At 70.5% G+C, this 22,882-nt stretch carries 22 protein-coding genes and 1 tRNA gene; 19 read left to right on the top strand and 4 right to left on the bottom strand.

Annotated elements, in window-relative coordinates; all coding sequences use genetic code 11:
* The first annotated feature begins 58 nt into the window (after nt 1-58).
* Nucleotides 59-1,534, top strand: coding sequence for a glutamate--tRNA ligase (gltX, locus tag ACOQPP_RS03210; RefSeq protein WP_420635865.1), 1,476 nt, complete (start codon nt 59-61; stop codon nt 1,532-1,534).
* Entirely contained in the window at nt 1,531-2,007 is a 477-nt protein-coding gene (tadA, locus tag ACOQPP_RS03215; protein ID WP_419165738.1) for a tRNA adenosine(34) deaminase TadA, read from the top strand. Before gltX ends, tadA begins: the two co-directional genes overlap by 4 nt.
* 26 nt (nt 2,008-2,033) lie before the next feature.
* On the opposite strand, the gene ACOQPP_RS03220 is transcribed toward tadA, so the two are convergent.
* Together ACOQPP_RS03220 and ACOQPP_RS03225 are read right to left on the bottom strand one after the other, a co-directional pair.
* Nucleotides 2,034-4,001: a Na+/H+ antiporter NhaC family protein gene (locus ACOQPP_RS03220; RefSeq protein ID WP_419165739.1), complete on the bottom strand. Its 1,968-nt coding sequence runs from the start codon at nt 3,999-4,001 to the stop codon at nt 2,034-2,036.
* Nucleotides 4,002-4,009: 8 nt separating this feature from the next.
* Complete coding sequence (locus ACOQPP_RS03225) at nt 4,010-4,357, bottom strand: hypothetical protein (RefSeq protein ID WP_419165740.1); 348 nt, start codon at nt 4,355-4,357, stop codon at nt 4,010-4,012.
* Between ACOQPP_RS03225 and pyrR the strand changes: the two genes are divergently transcribed.
* From pyrR to ACOQPP_RS03245, 4 genes are read left to right on the top strand one after another with little or no spacing between them, the layout of a single operon-like run.
* Nucleotides 4,247-4,759, top strand: coding sequence for a bifunctional pyr operon transcriptional regulator/uracil phosphoribosyltransferase PyrR (pyrR, locus tag ACOQPP_RS03230; protein WP_419165820.1), 513 nt, complete (start codon nt 4,247-4,249; stop codon nt 4,757-4,759). The two genes, ACOQPP_RS03225 and pyrR, sit on opposite strands and share 111 nt — an antisense overlap.
* The gene (locus ACOQPP_RS03235) at nt 4,756-5,730 is read left to right on the top strand and encodes an aspartate carbamoyltransferase catalytic subunit (RefSeq protein WP_419165741.1); all 975 of its coding nucleotides are present in this window, start codon (nt 4,756-4,758) and stop codon (nt 5,728-5,730) included. Before pyrR ends, ACOQPP_RS03235 begins: the two co-directional genes overlap by 4 nt.
* On the top strand, nt 5,727-7,028 hold the full coding sequence (locus tag ACOQPP_RS03240) for a dihydroorotase (RefSeq protein ID WP_419165742.1): 1,302 nt from the start codon (nt 5,727-5,729) through the stop codon (nt 7,026-7,028). The genes ACOQPP_RS03235 and ACOQPP_RS03240 overlap by 4 nt, the downstream gene beginning before the upstream one ends.
* A 23-nt stretch (nt 7,029-7,051) precedes the next feature.
* Nucleotides 7,052-7,828, top strand: coding sequence for a hypothetical protein (locus ACOQPP_RS03245; protein WP_420635866.1), 777 nt, complete (start codon nt 7,052-7,054; stop codon nt 7,826-7,828).
* Between the two features lie 52 nt (nt 7,829-7,880).
* Here the strand turns inward: ACOQPP_RS03245 and rpsT are convergent, their stop codons facing one another.
* A complete protein-coding gene (gene rpsT, locus ACOQPP_RS03250; RefSeq protein WP_419165744.1) occupies nt 7,881-8,135 on the bottom strand; it encodes a 30S ribosomal protein S20 in 255 nt (84 codons plus the stop codon).
* A 255-nt stretch (nt 8,136-8,390) separates the two neighbouring features.
* On the opposite strand from rpsT, the gene ACOQPP_RS03255 reads away from it, so the two are divergent.
* From ACOQPP_RS03255 to ACOQPP_RS03315, 13 genes are all read left to right on the top strand, one after another.
* The gene (locus ACOQPP_RS03255) at nt 8,391-9,167 is read left to right on the top strand and encodes a segregation and condensation protein A (RefSeq protein WP_419165745.1); all 777 of its coding nucleotides are present in this window, start codon (nt 8,391-8,393) and stop codon (nt 9,165-9,167) included.
* Nucleotides 9,164-9,751, top strand: coding sequence for an SMC-Scp complex subunit ScpB (scpB, locus tag ACOQPP_RS03260; RefSeq protein ID WP_419165746.1), 588 nt, complete (start codon nt 9,164-9,166; stop codon nt 9,749-9,751). Before ACOQPP_RS03255 ends, scpB begins: the two co-directional genes overlap by 4 nt.
* Nucleotides 9,752-9,775: 24 nt before the next feature.
* Nucleotides 9,776-10,507 carry a pseudouridine synthase gene (locus tag ACOQPP_RS03265; protein WP_419165747.1) on the top strand — a complete coding sequence of 244 codons (732 nt, stop codon included), beginning with the start codon at nt 9,776-9,778 and terminating at the stop codon, nt 10,505-10,507.
* 153 nt (nt 10,508-10,660) lie between these two features.
* Entirely contained in the window at nt 10,661-11,683 is a 1,023-nt protein-coding gene (locus tag ACOQPP_RS03270) for an AAA family ATPase (RefSeq protein ID WP_419165748.1), read from the top strand.
* Nucleotides 11,680-12,612, top strand: coding sequence for a DUF58 domain-containing protein (locus ACOQPP_RS03275; protein WP_419165749.1), 933 nt, complete (start codon nt 11,680-11,682; stop codon nt 12,610-12,612). Before ACOQPP_RS03270 ends, ACOQPP_RS03275 begins: the two co-directional genes overlap by 4 nt.
* Nucleotides 12,609-13,520: a hypothetical protein gene (locus ACOQPP_RS03280; RefSeq protein ID WP_419165750.1), complete on the top strand. Its 912-nt coding sequence runs from the start codon at nt 12,609-12,611 to the stop codon at nt 13,518-13,520. Before ACOQPP_RS03275 ends, ACOQPP_RS03280 begins: the two co-directional genes overlap by 4 nt.
* Nucleotides 13,517-14,503, top strand: coding sequence for a VWA domain-containing protein (locus ACOQPP_RS03285; RefSeq protein ID WP_420635867.1), 987 nt, complete (start codon nt 13,517-13,519; stop codon nt 14,501-14,503). The genes ACOQPP_RS03280 and ACOQPP_RS03285 overlap by 4 nt, the downstream gene beginning before the upstream one ends.
* 2 nt (nt 14,504-14,505) lie before the next feature.
* A complete protein-coding gene (locus tag ACOQPP_RS03290) occupies nt 14,506-15,495 on the top strand; it encodes a vWA domain-containing protein (protein WP_419165752.1) in 990 nt (329 codons plus the stop codon).
* 10 nt (nt 15,496-15,505) lie between these two features.
* Complete coding sequence (locus tag ACOQPP_RS03295; RefSeq protein WP_419165753.1) at nt 15,506-16,198, top strand: hypothetical protein; 693 nt, start codon at nt 15,506-15,508, stop codon at nt 16,196-16,198.
* A 41-nt stretch (nt 16,199-16,239) separates the two neighbouring features.
* On the top strand, nt 16,240-17,301 hold the full coding sequence (gene selD, locus ACOQPP_RS03300; RefSeq protein WP_419165754.1) for a selenide, water dikinase SelD: 1,062 nt from the start codon (nt 16,240-16,242) through the stop codon (nt 17,299-17,301).
* Nucleotides 17,302-17,382: 81 nt separating this feature from the next.
* Nucleotides 17,383-17,456, top strand: a tRNA-Ile gene (locus ACOQPP_RS03305).
* Nucleotides 17,457-17,486: 30 nt separating this feature from the next.
* Nucleotides 17,487-20,567 (top strand): TonB-dependent receptor, encoded by a 3,081-nt coding sequence (locus ACOQPP_RS03310; protein WP_419165755.1) that lies wholly within the window; start codon nt 17,487-17,489, stop codon nt 20,565-20,567.
* Between the two features lie 176 nt (nt 20,568-20,743).
* Nucleotides 20,744-21,019, top strand: a complete 276-nt coding sequence (locus ACOQPP_RS03315) for an integrase core domain-containing protein (protein ID WP_419165756.1) — start codon at nt 20,744-20,746, stop codon at nt 21,017-21,019.
* A 486-nt stretch (nt 21,020-21,505) separates the two neighbouring features.
* Here the strand turns inward: ACOQPP_RS03315 and ACOQPP_RS03320 are convergent, their stop codons facing one another.
* The gene (locus ACOQPP_RS03320; RefSeq protein WP_420635868.1) at nt 21,506-22,858 is read right to left on the bottom strand and encodes a transposase; all 1,353 of its coding nucleotides are present in this window, start codon (nt 22,856-22,858) and stop codon (nt 21,506-21,508) included.
* Nucleotides 22,859-22,882 lie beyond the last annotated feature (24 nt).

Raw genomic sequence — 22,882 nt, forward strand, 5'->3', positions numbered from 1 at the left:
CGCGGCGTCCGCCGCCTGATTGAAGATGGAGCCTAAAGGGAGCACAAAGGGAGCATAGATGACCGTACGGGTGAGGTTCGCCCCCAGCCCCACGGGGTTTCTACACGTCGGTGGGGCGCGCACCGCGCTGTTCAACTGGCTCTTCGCGCGCGGGGAAAGGGGCGTCTTCCTCCTGCGCGTGGAGGACACGGACCGTGCGCGGTCGCGCCCGGAGCACACGCAGGCGATCCTCGACGGCCTCGCGTGGCTGGGGCTGGACCTGAACGAGGGCCCGGTGTTCCAGGCCGACGGGATCGATCGTCACCGGGAGGACGCGTACCGCCTCCTGGAGCAGGGCGCCGCCTACCGCTGCTTCTGTACGGCGGACGAACTGGCGCGCCGCCGCGAGGAGGCGAAACAGGCCGGCTCCGGGTACGGGTACGACGCCCGCTGCGGTCGCCTGGACGCCGCCACCTCGGGCGCGCGGGCCGAGGCGGGCGAGCCGTTTGCGCTGCGGGTCCGGGTGCCGGGGGAGGCGATCGGCTGGGAGGACATGATCCACGGACCCATGTCGTTCCCGGCCGGCTCGATCGACGACTTCATCGTCCTCCGCTCCGACGGCACACCTGTCTACAACCTTGCCGTCGTCTCCGATGACGCCCATGCCATGATCTCGCATGTCGTTCGCGGGAATGATCATATCTCGAATACGCCGAAGCAGATTCTCCTCTATCGAGCGCTCGGGGCGCCGCTCCCCGCCTTCGGGCACGTGCCACTGATCCTCGGACCCGACGGCCGGCGACTCTCGAAGCGCCACGGGGCCGTGTCCGTCCTGGCCTACCGCGACGAGGGCTACCTGCCCGCAGGGATGGTGAACTTCCTCGCGCTCCTGGGCTGGTCTCCAGGGGACGACCGCGAGCGGTTCGATGTGGGCGGTCTCGTCGAGGCCTTTTCGATCGAGCGCGTGCTCCGAAAGAGCGCCGTGTTCGATCTCGACAAGCTCGGGTGGCTGAACGGGCGGCACATCGCCGCGTCGCCGCCGGCCGTTCTGGCCCACCCCGTGATCGGGATCCTGCGCGCGGAGGCCCGGGAAGCGGGGTTGCGTCTGGCCGAGACGCACCCGGAACTCGAAGCGTCGGCCGACCGCCTCGCGGCGATCATCGACCTCGTGAAGGGGCGTCCGCGCACGCTCCCCGCGCTGGCGCGGCAGGTGTCTCCCTTCTTCGCGGCCTCGGTCCGCTACGAGCCGGACGCGGTGCGCCGTTTCTGGAAGCGTCCCGCGGAGACCGCCGAACACCTGCGACAGCTGGCGGCGCGGCTGGCGGAGGAAGCCGCCTTCGGCGACGTCGAGACGCTGGAGGCCGAGGTCCGGGGGGTGGCGGCCCGGCTCGGTGTGGGGGCCGGGCGCGTCATCAACCCCCTCCGCGTCGCGCTCATGGGACAGGCGGTGAGTCCCGGGATCTTCAAGGTACTCGGGGCGATGGGGCGCGAGCGCGTCCGGGCCCGGCTCGAGGCGGCCGTCCGCTTCCTCGAGGCGGAGGCGGTGACCGCGTGACCGACACGCCGCCTTCCGGCCCCGCCGACCACGAGGCGCGCATGCGACGGGCGCTCGAGCTGGCGGCCCGGGGCGGCGCGCGCGGGGAGGTGCCCGTGGCCGCCCTCCTCGTCGACCCGGAGGGCCGGATCGCGGCCGAGACGCACAACCGGACGCGGGAGCTTGCCGACCCCACGGCCCACGCGGAGGTCCTCGCGCTCCGCGCCGCGGCCGCGAAGCTCGGCGACTGGCGCCTCGAGGGCTACACCCTCTACGCCACCCTGGAACCGTGCGCGATGTGTGCCGGCGCGGCCGTACTGGCTCGCGTGGGGACCCTGGTGTTCGGGGCTTCCGACCCGAAGGCGGGGATGTGCGGATCGCTCGACAACCTCGTGCAGCATCCGCGGCTCAACCACAGGGTCGAACTCGTCACCGGCGTCCTCGCGGGGGAGTCGGCGCGCCTCCTGCGGGATTTCTTTCGCGCGCGCCGGTAAAGCCCGGCGACCGGGCGGGTAGCGGGTCAGGCGCGGGCGGGGACGGGCCTCCCGACGAAGCGCATGACGGCAAGCAGGCCCCCGATCCCGAGGACGTAGGCGACCCAGGGCGGCAGCCCGTACGACGTGCCGACGTGCCCGAAGAGCATCGCCGCGACGGCCACGATGAGGGCGTACGGAAGCTGCGTACGCACATGGTCCATGTGGTCGCACGCGGACGCCATCGAACTCAGCACCGTCGTGTCCGAGATGGGCGAGCAGTGGTCGCCGAAGATCGACCCGGCGAGGACCGAACTGATCGAACTCACGAGCAGCCCGCTCCCCGCCCCCGTCTCGAAGCCGCTCGCCCCGCCGAGCGCTACGATGAGCGGTACGACCAGCGGGAGCAGGATGCTCATCGTGGCCCACGACGTGCCGGTGCAGAAGCTGACGACCGCCGCCGTCGCGAAGGTGAGGACCGGCACCAACTCCGGGGCGAGGCTGCCCTCGAGCACCTGCGTGAGGTACTGCGCCGTGGCGAGTTGGTTCGTCACTTCGCCGAGCGACCAGGCCAGGGTCAGGATCACGAAGCCCATCGTCATGGCGCGGATCCCGGAGAGCCAGCCCTCCAGCGCCTCGCTCAGCGAGAGGATCTTCTGCGACGTGGCCAGCCCGATCGCGACGATGCAGCCGGAGAGCGAGCCCCACAGGATCGCCTTGAACGGGTCCGCCGCCCCGAACGTGTCCCAGATCGAGGCGCCCGCCCCCGCCCCGCTCCGGCCATCGAAGTACAGCCCGAGGAGGACGACGAGGACGACCGTGACGACGGGGATGGCGGCATTGTACCAGCGCAGGGGTACTCCCTCCGGCGCGTCGAGGCCGGTCTCCTCCGTGTTGACCATCAGCTGCGACCCGGGACGGAAGACGCCGCCTCCGGTCCGCGCCCGCGTCTCCGCCGCGTGCATGGGGCCGAGGTCCCGCTGGGTCACGATGACCAGGGCGACCATGACCAGGGCGAGGATGGGATAGAAGAGGAACGGGATGCTGCTCAGGAAGACCGTGAACGGACTCGCCGCGGCGAGGGCGCCGGCCAGCGCGGGGTCGGCCGTCTGCTCGGCGGCGATGCGCAGTCCGTCGCGGATGAGCGAGATCTCGAACCCGACCCAGGTCGAGACGAAGACGATCGTCACCACCGGCGCCGCGGTGGAATCCACGAGGTAGGCCAGCTTCTCCCGCGACACCTTCAGCTTGTCCGTGATGGGGCGGAAGGTGTTTCCGACGATGAGCGTGTTCGCGTAATCGTCGAAGAAGATGCCGATGCCCGCGAAGAAGGTGGCCAACTGCGCGCGGCGCGGCGTGGTGGCCAGCGGGCGGACGGCCTCGACGATCCCGCGTGTCCCTCCGGAGCGGGAGATGACGCCCACCATGGCGCTCAGGAGCGCAGAAAAGATCAGGATGGAGGCGTTGTCGGCGTCGGCCAGCGACGGAACGATGAAGGTGTCGATGGACCGCCACAGTCCGGCCAGGGGGTTGAGCCCGGCGATGAAGAAGCCGCCGAGCCATACGCCGAAGAAGAGCGACACCACGACGTGGCGGAAGATGAGTGCGAGGGCGATGGCGATGAGCGGCGGCAGGAGGCTGATCCAGCCCGGGAACCGCGGCGGGTCGACCGTTTCCCTGGCCGAGCCCTGATCCGCCTCGATCTCCACGGTGAGGGGCAGTCCTCCGCCCGCGACGCGGAGTCCGTCCACGTTCGTCTCCGCCCGGATCGGCAGGTTTCCGGCCGCGAGTTCGCGCCCGTCGGCCGAGCGGACGCGATAGCGGGCGTTCTCTCCGTCCTCGGTACGAAGCGTCAGCGAGAACGGCACGTTGGTGAGGACGACGGCGGGGCCGTCCACGGTGAGAGCGGGGCCTTCCTGCGCGAGCGCCGCGCGCGGCGATAGCCCCAGCGCCGCGAGGCCCAGGGCCGCGAGCCCCAACCCCGCGCGACGCGGAACGTCGGATCGGATTCGCATGCCCGAACCTACCCGAGGCGTCCCGGGAGGGCTATACTGCCGCCCGATCGAGGCCGACCGGCAGCCCGTGGCAAAATCCCGCGTCGCACCGAGAGCGGGAAGCGTTCACGCGCGATGGATCGCCGCTCGAATGCAGCGGGGCTCTTGCCACGGGCTGCCAAGCGCCGCGCCGCCGTACCGGATCGACCGAAGCCGAGACCAAACTGACGCGAAACGTCCTCGACGAGGCCGCTGCCAGGACCCTGCTGGCGGAGCTCTCCGCGCAGCTCGAGCGGGCCATCGAGCCCGCCGCCCGCCTCATCCTCGTCGGCATCCGCCGTCGCGGGGATGCCATCGCGGCGGAGATCGGTCGTCACCTCGAACCCTCGCGCGGGCCGGTCCCGATCGGTTCGCTCGACATCACGCTCTACCGGGACGACTTCGGGCAGGTCGGCGCGCTTCCGGTCGTGGGGACGACCGAGATTCCCGAGTCCATCCAGGACGCGCACGTCGTGGTCGTCGATGATGTGCTCCACACCGGGAGGACGATCCGGGCGGCGCTCAACGAACTGTCGGACTTCGGGCGGGCCCGCTGCATCCAGCTCTGCGTCCTCGTGGACCGGGGCGGGCGCCAGCTGCCGATCCAGCCCGACTACGTCGGACGGGTGATCGATCTCGGTCCCGGCCAGGATGTCGCGGTGCGCGTGGCGGACACGGACGGGGCCTGGGGCGTCGATGTGGTCGACGTGAACGGCTCCGCCCCGGAGGAGGAAGCATGACGACCGGGGGCAGGGACCTCGGCCTCGGGAAGGACCTCGTCGGCCTCGAGTCGCTGAGCGGCGCCCAGATCGAGGCGATCCTCGACACCGCGGAGCCGTTCAAGGAGATCAGCGAGCGGAAGATCAAGAAGGTGCCCGTCCTCCGCGGGCAGACGATCGTCAACCTCTTTCTCGAGCCGTCGACGCGGACCCGCATCAGCTTCGAGTTCGCCGAGAAGCGGCTCTCGGCCGACACCGTCAACATCTCGGCGACCGGCTCGTCCGTGCAGAAGGGCGAAACGCTCGTCGACACGGCGCGCAACCTCGAGGCGATGCGGATCCACATGGTCGTCGTTCGGCACGGTTCGTCGGGGGCCGCCAGGTTCCTCGCCGACCGCATCCCCTCGAACGTCATCAATGCCGGCGACGGGCAGCACGAGCATCCGACCCAGGCCCTGCTCGACCTGCTCACGATCCGGGACCGGTTCGGCGCGATTGCCGGGCGGCGCGTCTGCATCGTCGGCGACATCCGGCATTCCCGCGTCGCGCGGTCGAATATCTGGGGTCTCGTGAAGTGCGGCGCCGAGGTGGCCGTGTGCGGGCCGCGTACGCTGATCCCCGCCGGCATCGAGGAACTCGGGGTCCGTCGGCTGCACGCGATCGAGGAAGCGATCGAGTGGTGCGACGTGCTGTACGTGCTGCGACTCCAGCTGGAGCGGATGGAGGGGGGCTACGTCCCCTCGCTGCGGGAGTACAATCGGGTGTTCGGGGTCAGTTCCGAGCGGCTGGCGCGCGCCCCGGACGAGATGGTCGTGCTCCACCCCGGGCCCATGAACCGGGGGGTCGAGATCGACTCCGACGTGGCGGACGGCCCGCGTTCGGTCATCCTCCCGCAGGTCACGAACGGCGTAGCGGTGCGCATGGCCGTCCTCTACCTGCTCGCCGGCGGTCGCCCGGAACTGGCGGAATCCGCCAAGGTGGGTGGCGCGTGAGCCGCTCGCTCCTTCTCGCCGGGGGACGGGTGATCGACCCGTCCGCGGGGACGGACGATGTGCTCGATGTGCTCGTGGAGGACGGGCGGATCGCGGCCGTGGCGCGGGGGATCGCCGGGCCGGACGGGGTTCCGCGGGTCTCGGCGGAAGGGCTCGTCGTCGCCCCCGGGCTGATCGATGTGCACGTCCACCTGAGAGAGCCGGGGGCCGAACACAAGGAGACGATCCGCTCCGGAGCCCGGTCGGCGGCGGCCGGCGGCTTCACCACGGTGTGGGCGATGCCGAATACCGATCCGCCGCTGGACGACCCCGCCGCCGTCGGCTTCGTGCGCGAGGAGGCGCGGCGCTGGGCGCGGAAGGGAGAGGGCGGCGCGCGGGTCAGCCCGGTGGGTGCCGCATCGCGGGGTCTCGCGGGCGTGCAGATGACGGAGATCGGCGGCCTCGTGGAGGCCGGTGCCGTCGCCGTCACCGACGACGGGCACCCGATCCATGACCCGGCGCTCATGCGGAGGCTGCTGGAGTACAGCCAGTCGTTCGACATCCCCGTACTCCAGCACGCGGAGGACATGGCGCTCTCGGCCGGCGGCGTGATGAATGAAGGGGCCGTGGCCACCTCCCTCGGTTTGCGCGGGATTCCCAACGCGTCGGAGGCGACCGTGGTCGCGCGGGACATCTATCTCGCCGAACTCACCGGCGGGCACGTGCATATCCAGCACGTCTCGACCCGCGAGGCCGTCGACCTCATCCGGTGCGCGCGCGAGCGCGGGGTTCGCGTCAGCGGGGAGGCCACGCCTCACCACCTGACCCTCACCGAGGAAGCGGTGCGCGGGTATCGGACCGAGGCCAAGATGAACCCACCCCTCCGCTCGGAAGCCGACCGCCTCGCCGTTCGCCAGGGGGTCATCGACGGCGTCATCGAGTGCATTGCGACGGATCATGCGCCGCACCACTACGAGGAGAAGGAACGGGAGTTCGATGAAGCACCCTTCGGCATCGTCGGGCTCGAGACCGCGCTGGCGCTCTGCATCGGCGAACTCGTGACGCCGGGGGACCTTACGCTCCCGCACCTCGTCGATCGCATGTCGACGGCGCCCGCGCGTACGATGGGGATCGACGGCGGTACGTTGCGCCCCGGCAGCCCCGCGGACATCGTCGTGTTCGATCCGCACGACAGGTGGACCGTCGAATCGGCCGGCTTCCGCTCGCGAAGTCGCAATACGCCCTTCGAGGGCTGGGAGGTGAAGGGTCAGGTGCGACGCACCATCGTAGGCGGTGAGACCCGGTACGAGCGGCGGTGAGCCCCGAGGAGGTGGAAGAAGGCATGACGGACCCGGATTCCGCAATCCCGCAGGAAGTTCGTCGGCTGGCGGAGGCGTCGGAGGAGATCCTCCGGTGGATCGATCGTTTGACGGATCGCGCCCTGGAAGCGCGGCCGGAGGTCGTGGAGCGGATCCGCCGGGACTACCAGGTCCGGCTTCGGTCGGCGGACACCCGGCTCGCCGCGCAACGCCCGCTTCTCGTCGAGATCGTCTCCGAGCGGGAAGCCTTGCAGGAGTCGCTGCGCGCGGAGATGGGGGCACACGCGTCGGACCTCGAGGAAATCGAACTGCGGCACGACATCGGGGAGTTCAGCGAAGCCGAGCTGAAGGCGCGACGGGCGCCGATCGAACGGGAGCTGGCGGATCTCGGCATGCGTATCGAGAGAGAGAAAGAGATGATCGCCATGTTGTCCGGCGTCATCGAACGCACCACCGTCCCCGACGCCGAACCCGCGATCGACACCGAACCCGTGATCGAAGCCGAACCTGAAGTCCACGCCGAACCTGAAGTCCACGCCGAACCTGAAGTCCACGCCGAACCTGAAGTCCACGCCGCGGCTGAAGCCGACAGCGCGTCGGAAGTTGACCCCGAGCCGGCCGTTGACCCCGAAGCGGTGGCGGACGAAGGGGAGCCGCCGTCCGACGCGGCCGGGGCCGGCGGCGAGTTCGCGGACGAACTCGACTTCCTGGAGTCGCTTTCGCTGGGAGAGACCGGTCCCTTCGACGCGGTTTCCGCCATGCTGGATGAAGAGGAGAGGTCGGACGAAGGCCCGAACTAGTCTCGCATCACGGGCTGGAGTTCCGCCCGCGGGCGGGTGGGGCGGGTGCGGATCAGGCCAGGTCCCGGACGTGCCGCGAAGCTCGTGCCTTCTGTCGCGCCGCTGTGTTCGGCTTGAGGACATTGCCGCGGGTCGCCCGGTCGAGCGCCTGATACAGTTCGGACAGCGCGGGTTCCGCCTCTTCCCTGGAAGTCATCGCGAAGAGTTTCTTGCTTCGCGTCCGGATCTCGGATCGCACCTGCCGGTTCCGGAGTCTCCTCATCCGGGACTGGCGCAGTCGTTTCGCCTGGCTCGCGTTATTCGGCACTCGGTACTCCACTCCTCCGCGGGGATTCGAGGGCGCAGACCATACTTCGCCCCCGAGGGAAACGCAAAATAGGGGAGTCGGTGGTCAACTTCCAACTCCGCGTCCGCGCCGACGCGCCGTGACCTTCGTCGTGTTACATTGTCCGCCCGACAACCATTGTCCGCCCGACAACGGGCACCTCGCTCGTTCGGTCCGGACAGCATGGCCGGCGAGGCACCCCGCGAACCTCCGGCCGGAGTGTGGAGGGGAGGACTGTTGACGGCGGTTCCCAACCGACTGCCCAGCCAGCAGGCGGCCCAGCCGTTCGTCGTGGAACTCGACCGGTTCGAGGGTCCCCTTGATCTGCTCCTCCACCTGATCCGGTCGCAGGACATCGACATCTTCGACATCCCCATTTCCCGGATCACCCGTCAGTTCCAGGAGGCGCTCGCCGTCGGGATCGATCGGCTACAACTCGACCGGGCCGGCGAATTCCTCGAACTGGCCGCGACGCTCGTGCGCATCAAGGCGCGGCTCCTGCTCCCGGGACGGCGCGACCCGGAGTGGGAAGACGACCCGCGGGCGGAACTCGTGCGTCGGCTCCTCGAGTATGAACTGTTCCAGGAAGTCTCCCGGCTGCTGGGCGTGGCGGAATTCGAGCGCCGGCGCCTCCTGGCCAAGGGGTTTCTGCCTCCGTCCCCGGTCCGCGAGCGCGAAGGCGTGGAGCTGTCGACGACGCTGGAGGACTTCCTGGCGGTCCTCGTCGACATTCCGGAACCCGATCCGGTCACGAGACATGTCGCACCGATCCGGACCGTGACGGTCGAAGAGAAGGTCGGGGTCATCCGTCGGCTGCTCGGCGAGGATGAGCGCGTGCCCTTCACCCGGCTCTTCTCCTCGTGGCGGGAGCGGCATCATGTGGTGGCCGCGCTCCTCGCCTGCCTGGAGTTGGCCAAACAGCAAGTCCTCCGGATCGAGCAGACGCGGCGCTTCGGCGCGATCTGGCTCTTCGGCCGCCCGCGGCGGGCCGGGGCCGGAGACGAGAGCGGATGAGTCCCGAGCAGATCGTCGAAGCCGCGCTCTTCGCCAGCCAGACGCCGCTTACGGCGAAGGACCTGGCGCGCGCCGACGAATCGCTCGACGTACGGCGGGTGCGAGAGGCGCTCGATGCGCTCCGGGCGCACTACGAGGACGAGGGCCGGGCCTTCCAGATCTACCAGCTCGGAGACGGGTTCCAGATCCTCACCCGCCCGGAGTTCGCGCCCTACCTCGAACGGTTCGATTCCGTGCCGCGACCTCCGACGCTGTCCCGCGCCGCGCTCGAGACGCTCGCGATCATCGCGTACCGGCAGCCCATCGGGCGCATCGAACTCGAGGAGATCCGGGGGGTCGCCTCCACGTCGGTGCTGCGTACGCTCCAGGACTGGGAACTCGTGGAGGTCACGGGGCGGGGCGAGGGCCTCGGGAGACCCCTCCTCTACGGCACGACACCGCGGTTTCTGGATCATTTTGCCCTGCAGTCGCTCGCCGACCTGCCGACGCCCGACGACCTGTCGATCGCCCTCGCCCGGCCGGAGTCGGCGGAGGTCGCGCTACCGGTGGACCCGACGGGCGACGGCGCGGCCGGGCGGCCCTGAGCCGCGCGGTCCCGGTTCCGGCTCGTGCGTCTCCAGAAATTCCTCGCCCGGGCGGGTGTGGCCTCCCGCCGCAAGTGCGAAGCGTTGATCACCGCGGGCCGGGTCCGGGTGAACGGACGCGTCGTCACGCGACTCGGCACCCGCGTGGACCCCGAGACGGAGCGCGTCGAGGTCGACCATCGACGGGTCGCACTCAAGCCGGCGCGCTGGCTGGCGCTCCACAAGCCGCCGGGATACGCCTGCACGCGACGAGATCCCTCCGGGCGTCCGACGATCTACGATCTGGTGCCGGCCGACGCGCACCACCTGCCCCACCTGGGTAGGCTCGACTTCATGAGCGAGGGGTTGATCCTGCTGTCCAACGAAGGCGATCTCGCGAACCGGCTGCTCCACCCGAGTGCGGAACTGGACCGGACCTACGTCGTCGAACTCATCGAGCCGGTGGCGGCGGACCTCCCGGCCCGGCTGCGGGAGGGGGTCGCGCTCTCGGATGGCCCGGCGCGGGCCCGGCGCGCCCGCTGGGCCGGAGGACCCGGAACCCGCCGTCCGGCCGTGGAGATCGTCCTCGCCGAGGGACGAAACCGCGAAATCCGGCGCATGCTGGCGCGTCTCGAGGTCACGATCCGGCGTTTGCGAAGGACCTCGTTCGGCCCCATCGAACTCGGCGCCCTGGCGGCCGGGCACTCCCGCGATCTGACGCGGGCAGAGCGCGCGGCGCTCGAGCGGGCGGCTTGCTCCCGCGTCGCGCGGGAGTGAAGTATCGGGCTGCCGATTCGCGGCGAGGATTCCGCCGCCGCGCCGGCGGGCGAAACGGTGCTTGCCTGACGAGGCGCGAAGATGGAGCATAGCAACGCCATGCGGCACGGGCTGTTCGCCTCCAGACGCTAACCGCGCACCACGAGAGAGTGCATGAACGCACAAGCCGGGACGGCCGAACGGATCTCGGAGGAGGCCCTCGAGACCCAGACCGCATCGATTCGCGAGGCCGGGTCCTTCATACCCGATGTCCGGAACGAGTTGGGGAAGCGCATCGTCGGACAGCATCTCCTCCTCGACCGCGTTCTCATGAGCCTGATCACGGGCGGCCACATCCTGCTCGAGGGCGTGCCGGGTCTCGCCAAGACCCTCACGGTCAGCACTCTGGCCGAGACCATCCACACGACGTTCAGGCGAATCCAGTTCACGCCGGACCTGCTTCCGGCCGACGTCGTCGGAACGCTGGTATGGGAAGAGAAGACGGGGACGTTCACCGCGAAGCGCGGCCCCATCTTCGCGAACATCGTCCTCGCCGACGAAATCAACCGCGCGCCGGCCAAGGTCCAGTCCGCACTGCTCGAGGCCATGCAGGAGCGTCAGGTGACGATCGGGGAGGAGACCCACCCTCTTCCCGTCCCGTTCCTCGTCATGGCCACGCAGAATCCGATCGAACACGAAGGGACGTACCCGCTCCCCGAGGCGCAGGTGGACCGCTTCATGTTCAAGACCCGCGTCGACTACCCCGCGCCGGAGGAGGAGCGTTCCATCATGCGCCTCATGGCGGGGGAGGATCCGCCACCCGTCCAGCCCGTCGTGGAGCCGGATCGCATCCTGGCCGCGAGGGCCGTGCTCCCGGACATCTATCTGGATGAGCGGCTGGAGGACTACATCCTGGCGCTCGTGCTGGCGACGCGGGAGCCGGCTTCGCACGGTCTCGGGGACCTCGTCGACTGGATCGAGTTCGGCGCCTCCCCGCGGGCGACGATCTACCTCGCCAGGGCGGCCCGGGCCCATGCGTTCGTCGAGGGCCGCGCCTTCGTGGTTCCCGAAGACGTGAAGGCGATCGCCCGCGATGTCCTCCGTCATCGGCTCGTTCTGACCTTCCAGGCGCAGGCGGAGCAACTCGATGCCGAGCACATCCTCGACCGTCTGCTGGAGACCGTCCCGGTGCCGTGAGGCTCCGTGATCTCCTGTGGCGCCCGCTCCGGCCGGCGTCGACGCCCGACCCGGCCACGGCCTCGAAGGAAGTGAGGCGGCTCGAGTTGAAGAGCCGGCGGTTCATGGACAACCCCGCCCTGGGGCCGTACCCGTCGCTCTTTCGCGGGCACGGGATCGAGTTCTCGGAGGTCCGCGAGTACCAGCCCGGCGATCCGTTCCAGGCGATCGACTGGAAGGTCACGGCGCGCATGCGCCGCCCGTACGTCAAGCGCTTTGTCGAAGAACGCGAATTGGCCGTCCTCCTCGTCGTGGACGTTTCCGCGTCGAACGAATTCGGTACGCGCGGGACGCTGAAGCGCGACCTGGTGGCGGAAGTCGCGAGCGTACTGGCCCTGGCCGCGATACGAGCCGGCGATCCCGTCGGGTTGCTCCTGTTCAGCGACCGGATCGAGAGCTACGCCCGTCCCGCCCGGGGCCGTAACCGCAACCTCCGTCTTCTGCACCAGCTCCTGACGGTCCAGCCGGAAGGGAAGGGCACCGACGTCGATCTCGCCCTCGTCACCGCGGCGCGCATGCTCACCGTGCGCTCCCTGGTGTTCGTCATCTCGGACTTCGTGGGGGCCGCCGATCTCGCCCGCCCGCTGCTCGCCCTCTCCGGCCGCCACGATGTGGTCGTGCTCGCGGTGGACGACCCCGCGGAGACGACGATCCCCCAATCGGGCTGGGTGGAGGTCGTCGATCCCGAGACGGGCCGGCGCGCGGTGGTCGACCTCGGAGATGACGCAGTGCGCGAGAGGCTGACCGGTCGCTCGATGGCGCGGGACCGCAAGCTCGAGCTGCTCTGCGCGCGCTGCCACGTCGACCTGATGCGGCTTCGCACCAACGTGCCGTACGAATCGCGACTTGCCGGTTTCTTCGCGGCCCGAGGTCGGCGGAGGCTGTGGTGAGGCGGGGTGCCCGGCCTGGTTTCGGGCTGCTGGTCTGGGCCGCGTGGGGCCTCGCGCCGGATCTGGCGGGCCAGGCGGCGGTGGACCTCGGAGCGACCGTGGAGGCGGATTCGGTTCGCGTCGGCGAGCCGTTCACGGTCCGGTTCGTCGTCCGGCAGGCGCGGTCCGGGGAGGTGCGGTTCCCCGCGCTCCTGGACCTCCCCGAGTCGCTCGAGCAGGCGGCACCGGCGCGGATTCTCTCGGCCGACGACGGACGCCGCTGGGAGGCCGAATACACGCTCGTCGCCTGGCGGGCCGATACGCTCTCCATCCCGCCGGTCGAGGCGCAACTCGTCGGCGCGGGCGGCGTGACCCGCACGCTCGAGCCGCCGGTGGTGGCCGTCTTCAGCGTCCTCCCCGGCGACGAGGCCGCGCTCGAGTTGCGCGACGCCCGTCCGTTCCTGCGCTTTGGTGCGTCTCCGTGGTGGCTCCTCGCGCTCCTGGCGGCGGTGGCCGGACTCGCCTGGTGGGCGTGGGGCAGGCGCCGCTTCGCGACTCCCGGCCCCGAGGGGCCACTTCACCCCGGTGACCTCGCGCTGCGGGAATTCGCGCGCCTCCGCCGCGTCTGGGTCGAGCGCCGGCTGACCGGGGACCGCTTCTACGATGGGTACGAAGCCACCCTCAGGCGCTACGCGCGCGAGACGCGCGGCTGGGCGCCGTCGAACGAACTGCTCGGACTCGGCGACTCCGATACGGGGCTGATCTCGGCCCTGCGCCACTCGATCATGGCCAGGTTCGCGCGGCTGCGGACGGACCGGCACGGCCCCGTCGCCGACATCGAAGTCGGCGAGGCGTTCGTGCGCTCGGAAATGCCGGAGCCGGACCCGGACCCGGAAGAGCCGCACGCCGACGGGGAGGACGCGGGATGACCGGTTTCGCGCTCCCGGGCTGGCCCTTCCTCCTCCTCCTGCTCCTCCTGCCGCTGGGGTGGGCGCTGCTCCGCGCCGGCCGGATCCGGCTCCCCTATCCCGACATCGCGCGTCTCGCCGGTTCCGGGGGACGGGGTCGCTTCTGGTGGTGGCTCCCGCCGGTCCTGCGGACGATCGCCCTCGCCCTCGTCGTGATCACGCTCGTCAACCCCGTTCGCGTCTGGGAGCGGGTCGAGTCGGAGCGCGAGGGCGTGGCGATCATGCTCGCCGTCGACATCTCCAGTTCGATGCTGGCGGAGGACTTCCGCCCGGACAACCGGATCGAGGTCGCGAAGAGGGAGGTCGTCCGCTTCATAGAGGGACGCGAGTCCGACTGGATGGGCCTCGTCGCGTTCGCGGGTGAAGCCCTCACCATGGTTCCCGGGACGCTCGATCACCCCGTGGTCGAGAGCGCCGTCGAACGCCTGGAAGCGGGACAGTTGCGGGACGGGACCGCGATCGGCGTCGCGCTTGCCACCGCTTCGAACCGCCTCCGCGACCTCGAGCCGGAATCGCGCATCGTCGTCCTGCTCACCGATGGAGACAACAACAGCGGCGGCATCTCGCCCGAGGAGGCGACAGCCGCCGCGGCGTCACTGGGCATCCGCGTCTATACGATCGGCGTCGGCCGGGACGGCGTCGCGCCGGTCCCGGTCGCGCGCACCGCCTTCGGCTACCAGTACGCGAACATCCGCGTGAACGTGAACGACGAACTGCTCGAGCGGATGGCGGCGCGCACCGGCGGCGTCTACTTCCGCGCCACCGACCCCGAGGGCCTGACGCAGATCTACGAACGGATCAACGAACTCGAGACCACGCCGATCAAGGAAATCCGGACCGAGGAGCGCGTCGGGATGCGGAGGGAACTGCTCATCGCCGCGCTGGCCCTGATCCTGTTCGAGCTTCTTCTGGCCGCGACGCGCGCGCGCCGGGTGTGGGTCTGATCGTGGCGCCTCTCCCGATCGCCCTTCTCGCGGGCGCGCTCGCCGTCGGGTTGCGGCTGCTTGCGACCCGGCGCTCGTCCACCGACCGGGCGCGGCTCGCCGACGCGTCTCTGCTCGAGCGGTACGTGCGGCTCCCGGCCGACGCGATTCCGTCCGTGCGCCTGGCCCTCCTCGCGCTGGGCGTCATCGCCGTCGCCCTCGCCTCCGGGTCCGGCGGGAGGGAGGCCCGACGCCTGGACGAGAGCGGCGTGGAGACGATCCTGCTCCTCGACGCCTCGAACTCGATGCTGGCGGGAGATGTCGAGCCGAGCCGCCTCCAGGTCCAGCGTGAACTCGCGGCGCGCCTCGCGACGCGCCTCGAAGGACGGATCGGCGTCGTCTACTTCGCGGGCCGGGCGTACGTGCTCTCTCCGCTGACCACGGATGTGAGCGCGATCGAGATGCTGGCCGAGGGAGTGCGGCCGGCCGCGGTGGGGCTCGGCGGGTCGTCGCTCGCCTCCGGTCTGACGCAGTCGATCGATCTCCTCGCCGGCGGGGAGGAGGGGGCGAAGAAGTCGATCGTCGTCTTCTCCGACGGCGAGGAGACCGCCGGACCGCCGTTCGGCGAGGCGATCGGCCGCGCTCGGGACGCCGGGATCGTGATCCACGCGGTCGGGATCGGAACGACCGCCGGCGGGCAGATCCCCCTTACGCGTGAGGCGTCGCTGGACCCGACGATGGCGGCGCGCCGGAGGGGCGGGGCGTCCGTCCTGCAGGGCCCGGACGGCAACCCCGTCGTCACGAGGCTCGACGAGGCGTCGCTGACGGAGATGACGACCGCGACCGGCGGCCGCTATGTTCGCGGGGACGAGGGCATCGCGGAGATCGACGACGAACTGGCCCGTGGCACGCGGGATCCGGTGACGTCGACGGACGACCTGGCCGTGGCCGTGTTGCTGCTGCTCGCCTTCGTCAGCCTCTGGGGCGAAGGGTTTCTCTTGCCACGTGGGTGAATCGGGAAGCATGCGCAAGATTCCTGGCCTGGCGGTCGCGACGGCCTTGGTCGTCGTCCTTACGGCGGGGGTCCGGCAGGCCGCCCCGCCGGGGGGTGCGCGCCAGCCGGCGGAAGGCGAGCGCCCGACGACCGAATCAGAGGTCGTCGAACGCTACCGCGAGCGGGCCGCTTCCTCGAACCGGCCGATCGACCAGTACAACTACGGGACCGCCCTCCTCAACGACGGCCAGGTGTCCGAGGCGCAGGTCCCCCTCCAGCAGTCGATCGGGAGCGAGCGCGAAGAGGTGCGGCAGAGCGCCTTCTACAACCTCGGACTCAGCTCGGCGCTGGACGGCCGCTTCGCGCAGAACGACCCGTCCGCGAGGCGAGCCGCCCTCCAGTCCGCGCGAGAGGCCTTCCGCGCCGTCCTCCGCGCCCGGGCGGACGACGAGGACGCCCGCTGGAACCTCGAACTCATCGAGCGCTGGCTCGAGGAGGAAGGCGAGAGCGGCGGCGACGACCAGCAGAGCGGCGAAGGACAGTCGCCTCAGGGAAGCGGGGCGGGCGCGGCGGCGGCGGCCGGCTCCGGGGAGCTTCAGATGCTGTCTCCGGAGGAGGCGGCAGCCCTCCTCGACCAGGCGGGCGATGCGGAGGCCGCGATCCGCGACCGCGTGATGGGCCGCAACCGCTTCCAGGATCCCGTGGTCGAGCGCAACTGGTAGAACGCCTGCGGGACGCCTCGCGTCACCGTAGCTTCGGCCCCATGAACTCGCCTTCGGCCGAAGCCGCCCGTCTGACCCAGTATTCCCACGGAGCCGGCTGAGCGTGCAAGCTCGGCCCGGAGGATCTGGGCCGCATTCTCGAGCACGTTCCGATCTTGCCCGATGACCGGCTCCTCGTGGGACTCGAGGGTCCGGATGACGCCGCCGTGTATCTGCTCGAGAGCGGGGAGGCGATCGTCGCGAGCCTCGATTTCTTCACCCCGCTCGTCGACGACCCCGCAGATTTCGGCGCCATCGCGGCCGCGAACGCGCTCGGCGACCTGTACGCGATGCGCGCCCGACCCCTGTTCGGCCTCAACATCCTCGCCGTCCCGTCCGAAACCCTGTCCCACGAGACGGTGGGCGCGATCCTGCGCGGGGCGGGGGAAGTGTGCGCCGAGGCCGGGATCCCGGTGGCCGGCGGGCACTCGATCGACGACGCCGAACCCAAGTTCGGGCTGGTCGCGATCGGACTCGCCGACCCCGATCGCCTGTGGCGCAAGGGCGGCGCCCGACCCGGGGATGCGCTCGTGCTCGGCAAGGCGCTCGGGACGGGGGTCGTGACGACGGGTGTGAAGCGCGGCGTCACGCCCGCGGCCGATCTCCAGGTCGCCATCGCCTCAATGCGGCAACTCAACCGCCAGGCGACTGCGGTGCTGTCGGGCTTCGAGGTGCACGCGGCGACCGACGTGACCGGGTTCGGGCTTCTCGGCCACCTGCTCGAGATGTGCCGGGCCTCCGGCGCGAGCGCGCGGATCCGGGCTTCGGCGCCGAAAGTCCTCCCCGGCGCGCTCCGCCTCGCGGAAGAGGGGTGCGTCCCCGGCGGGACCTCCCGCAACCGCGGCGCGGTCTCCCCGCACGTCCGCTGGGACGAGCGGATCCCCGGGGCCCTGAGGGACATCCTGCTCGACCCTCAAACCTCGGGTGGACTGCTCGCGGCGGTCCCGCGGGACCAGGCCGCGGCCGCGACTGCGGCGCTCGAGGCCGGCGGGTACGCGGCCGCCCTCGTCGGCGAGGTCGCGGAGCGGACCGGACCGGAGATCGAGATTGAAGTCACGGCCTGACCGGCGGCCAAATGCCGACGTTGGTCCGCCGCGCTCCGCCGCGTACGTTTCGCGGGCGTCGCGAGAGGCCGCGACGCGCCCGGGCCCGTAGCTCAGCCGGTTAGAGCAGGGGACTCATAATCCCAAGGTCGCAGGTTCGAATCCTGCCGGGCCCATAGTTCCCCGAACCAGACAAGGATGCGCCCATGCGGCCGCCCCGCATTCCCGCTTCCCGACGCCGCTCCGGCGGATTGTTCGCGATCCTCGTACTGCTGTCCGCCGGCACGGCGGATGCGGTCGCCCAGTCCCAGGCCACGACCGGCATCATTCGCGGGGTCGTCCGGGACCCGCTGGGAGCGCCCGTGGCCGGCGCGGCCCTCGTCCTCCAACATCGCGCGACGGGGCTCACAACCACGGTCGAGACGACCTCGAACGGAACCTTTGCGCGGACGCTCCTCCCGCTCGGAGTCTACGACGTCACGGCGCGCGCGCTCGGTCGGTTCGGGGCGGAACGCGTGGAAGGCCTCGTGCTCCGGGTCGGCGAGACGCTCGACCTCCTGCTCGAGTTCAAGCCCGTGTCGGTGGCCGAAATCACCGTGACGGCGGAGGCGGCCCCCCTGGTCGACACCGGGGATGCCTCGAGTACCCATCGTCTGCCCGAGGAGGTCGTCGACAACCTGCCGAACAACGGCCGCAACTTCCTCGACTACACGCTTCTTACGCCCGGCGTCTCGGTGTCGCAGGGGCCGGATGGGGAGGTCCTGAACATCGGCGGGCAGCGAGGGATCTTCAACAACGTCTCCGTCGACGGCGCGGACTTCAACAACCCCTTCTTCGGCGAGCAGCGCGGCGGCCAGCGGCCCGCCTTCACCTTCAATCAGGACGCGATCGAGGAACTCGTGGTCGTGAACCAGGGAGCCTCGGCCGAGTTCGGACGCTCGGCGGGCGGCTTCGTGAACGTGATCACGAAGTCCGGCACCAACGACTTCGTCGGATCCGCGCACTACTTCGGCCAGTGGGACGCGATCTCCTCCGCGTACCCGAGCGCCCGGGGGGGTGACAAACCCGAATTCGGGCGCAGCCAGTTCGGGTTCACCTTCGGCGGCCCGATCGTGCGCGACCGGGCGTTCTTCTTCCTTGCGTACGACCAGCAGGAGGCGAGCGAGACCAAGCAGTTCACGCGCAATGTGGCGAACCCCCCCGAACTCCAGAAGCTGGAGACCTTCCTCCAGGCGCAGTGGCCCGGCCTGTTCGAGGACGAGTTCGGCCCCATCCGGCGGACGGACGACAACCGGGCCCTCATCGCGAAGCTCGACTTCAACCTCAGCGACCGGCACCAGGCGTCGCTCAAGTACAACTACACCTGGTCGCAGCAGGTGAACGGGACGTTCGATGTCGATTCATGGGGGCTGAGCGCCAACGGACTGGAGGAGGACTTCTCGCACGCGGTGAACGCGAGCCTCCGGTCGCAACTCTCCAACACCGTGTCGCACGAGTTCCGGTTTCAGTACGCGCGTGAAGACCGGCCGCGCGGCTACGACGGACCGCTGGTCCCGGGCGCCGCGGCGCCGCCGCAGCCGGCTTTCGCCGCGATCGGTGGTCGTCCGTTCCCGGATATCGCGATGGACTTCGCGGACGGATTCCGGATCGGGCTCCCGTTCTTCCTCCCCGTCGACCCGGGATACGACACCCGCGTCCAGCTCGTCGACAACCTCTCCTTTCTCGCCGGCGACCACCTGCTCAAGGTGGGCGTGGAGTACAACCGGACGGGCGTCGGGCAGCAGTTCATCGGCTTCGCGAACGGGCTCTACAAGTTCGCCTCGGTGGACGGGTTCATGAACTTCGTCACGCAGGGGAACCGCTACGTGACCTGCTCGGACGGCTCCGACAGCGCGGCGGGCGTCTGTCCCGACGGGACGACGATCACGGGGCCGGTCCTCCTCTACCTGCAGGCGCTCACGCTGGGGGACACGCCGCAGGAACAGCTCGGACTGCAGGACTTCCCGATGGACGAGCTGGGGCTCTTCATCCAGGACACGTGGCGCCCGCGGAGCAACCTGACGCTGAACCTCGGCGTGCGCTGGGAAGGCTCGTGGCACCCGGAGACGTTCATCGACCCCGAGGACACCTTCTACGGCCCCTGGCTCGGGCACCCGGCGTTCCCGTCGGACGGGACGATTCCGGACGACCTCGACAACTTCCAGCCGCGCTTCGGGCTCGCCTGGGATCCGGGGGACGACGGCCGCACGCTCCTGCGGGTCAACGCGGGGTCCTACTTCTCGCGCCTCCCGATGCTGGTGTTCGCGCAGCACCGTACGACGAACGGCGCCTTCCAGGGGACGCTGTTCGCGAGCAGCGATTCTCCGTTCCTTCCGCCCCCGCCGCAGATCGGCGATTTCCTCACGCCCCCGCCGCCGGGGACGCCCCCCTTCCAGCCGGGAGTGAACGTCGCGGATCGAAGTCTCGAACTCCCGCGGACCTGGTCCTTCAACGTGGCGCTGGAACGGGCGGTCAGTGACGCGGTGGCGTTCACGCTGTCCCTGCAGCACGCGCGGACGGACAATCTGTTCCGCTTCGTGGACCGCAACGCAGGGGAACTGGGCGCTCCGTTCGCGGAAGGCGCCAGCGGGCTGGGAACGCTCACGGTCACCGAGAGCAGCGCCCGCTCACGCTACAACGCGCTCACGCTCGGGCTTCACGCGGACGAGGCGCTCGCCGGCCGGCTGAGCTTCGAGGCGAACTACACGCTGGGTTTCGACAGGTCGGACGACGACAACGAGCGCGATCCGTTCAACTTCTTCTATGCGACCGCCTCCGATTTCGAGCCGGAGTACAACTGGTCCGTCCGCGACCGTCGCCACCAGTTCACCGGCTTCGCGCTCTTCGATCTCGGGCGGGGCGTCGTGCTGAACCACGTGTTCCGGGTTCTCTCCGCCTCGCCCGTGTCGGAGAGCTGCGGGCCGACGGTGGCGAACCCTCTGGCCGCGCCGGCGGGGGAGCGTGCCGGGGCCCCGGCGGACCGGGTGTGTGCGGACGGTTCCGTTCTCAGGCGCAACACGCTGCGCCGCGAGAACGACTTCTTCACCTGGGATCTGCGGATCTCGAGGGCGTTCGACCTCGGCGGCGGACGGACGATCGAGCCCATCTTCGAGGTCTTCAACCTGACAGGCGCCGACAACTTCCTCGACACGGCGCAGACCGGTCTCCTGTTCAACTTCGACGGCACGATCCGGAGCGGCCTCGGAGACACCCGCCGCGCGCAACTCGGTGTCCGCCTCCGCTTCTAGGAAGGCGTGGATGATCCCCATCCTCGATCGCCAGGCGAAGTACGTGCCGGGCTTCGCCGTTGGAGCGTCGGCCAACTCCGATCTGGCGCTCTCGGCCTGGACGGCCGCGGAGCGGGCCCTGGCCCGCCTCCGGAACTCGCTGGACGGGATCATCGTCCACCAGGACCGGGGACCCCGTGTTCACCGGCTACGCATGGACCGGCCGGCTCCTGGCGGCGGGCGCGCGGCTCTCCCACGCGCTCCGCGGACCGAGGGACAACCCGGAGATGGAGAGCTTCTTCGGCCGGTTCAAGGTGGAGAACCGGTCGCTGGTCCTCGACGCCGGCTCGCTCGAGGAACTCGCGGCCGTCGTCCGGGATCGGATCAACTACTACAATCGGGTGCGCCGTCACTCCTCCCTCGGAGACCGGCCACCCCTGACGATCATCGAGGACTTCTACCGCGAGGGTTGAGCAGCACAATAAACCCGGAGGTCGGGTGTCCAACTTTTGGGGGTCACTTCAAACGCTTATCTCAGTTCCGAGTCAGGCTCGCTCCCACGACCATTCTGCCCCAAGACTTCCTCCAACAGGCGTTCTGTCTCCGGCTCAAAGGGCCGAAAGCGACCGCCCCAGTATGCTCTGACCAACCCATCTGCGTCTATGAGCATAGTCTGCGGCACGAAAGGTGAGAGGTCTAACGCATTAGTAACGACCTCGGCCTCGCCTCTCAGGTTAGGATACGTAACCCCGGATCCTGCATTGGCGGATAGTCGTGGGCCGGGGGCGTGATTATGACCCGCGGGGGCGGTGGTTCGGTGCCGGGAGGGGCATTTTCGAGGCGGCCGCGGGCGGCGGGGACGGCCCGGGGGCACTCGGGGAGCGTCCCCGGCGGCTCGCGGAGACACGGGGAGGGGGCGCCGCCGCGCGGCGCCTTCGGAAAGCCGGGGCCGGGACCGTTCAGGCCGGTACGGGCGGCGGGAGACCGCCCTCGATGGTCCGGAGGACCCGCCGGAGGAGGCCGAGGGCCGGTTCGGCGCGCGCGAACCCGAGCGAGGTTCGGCGGGCGTGGGAGGTGATCCTGGCGGGGGCGCGCAGCAGGCGCAGCCGGATGCCGCGCGGCTGCACGGCGCGCCAGCCGCCGCCGAGGCAGTTCGCGCGCAGGACGTGAAGAAGCTGGTAGGCGAGCGCGGCGAGGCCCCACGGGAGGGCGTTGCCGCCGAGGTCGTCCACCGCGGTGCGCCCGGCCGAGAGCTGGCCCAGCTCGCCGATCCGCCGCTCGACGACCGCGCCCGCGTTGTAGGCGCGCCACGCCTCGACGGGGCCGATGTCCTCGATGTCGGTCAGCACGTCGGCGCTCATCGTGGTCTCCCACGCCGCGAGATCGAGCTCCCCCTCCACGGGCCCGACCCGTCTCCGCCTCTCGACCGAGAGAAGCCTGGTCCCCCACAGCTCGCCGGAGGCGGTCCTCAGCTCCCGGTCCCCGGCCCCGTCCCGGGCGGCGGTCTCCCAGGCGCCCCGGAAGCCGCCGAGCCAGGCGTGCCGCGGGACCTTGAGCAGGTAGGACACGCCGAGCGCCTCCATGCGCGCGACGATGGACTTCGAGAAGAACCCCTTGTCCAGCCGCACGGCGATCCGCCGCACCCCCGCCCCCCTCAGGCGGGCCACCAGCCCGGCCAGCCACGTCTCCGCCCCCCGGGCCGTGTGCGCGCCCCCCGGCCGCCAGCGCACCCCGAGGCAGTCGCCCGTCTCCAGGACGTAGGCCGGAAGCGGGTGGTGCGAGGGACGGCCCGGCTTCTTCGGGTTGTAGCCCCGCTCCGCCCCCGCCCGCTTCAGTCCGTAGCGCACCACGACCGTCGAGTCCATCACGATCGTCGCCGACCGGGGCGCCCCGCCGGCCAGCTCCCAGCGCCGCCGCACCATCCGCCACGGCAGATCGTCGAGCAGGGGGGACATCACCGCGGCCGAGCACCGCGGCCAGCGCCCGAACGTGGCCGGGTGCGGCACCCGCGCCCAACCGAAGATGCGGCGCACGCCCCGCCGTTCCAGAAGCGGCAGGTCGTCCATCGCCCCGCCGCCGTACAGGAGCGGCGCCACCCACGACTCGACCATCAGCGACGGCCGGTAGCGGCCGGGGACCTCCCCCGCCCGCCCGTCGATCCAGCCGCCCAGCCCCAGCGCGTCCCACAGCCTCCGCACCACGACGAGGCCGCCCGCGTCGGTGATCCGTCCGCCGCCCCCGCGGACCCTCGGCGCGGCCGCCGATCCTTGCACGTGCGGGCGCGGTCCGGTATAGTCGTTTCCACGCACCATTCGGGTGTCCTCCGTTCCGGGGTG

Source organism: Candidatus Palauibacter sp. (assembly GCF_965222475.1).
Classification (GTDB): Bacteria; Gemmatimonadota; Gemmatimonadetes; order Palauibacterales; family Palauibacteraceae; genus Palauibacter.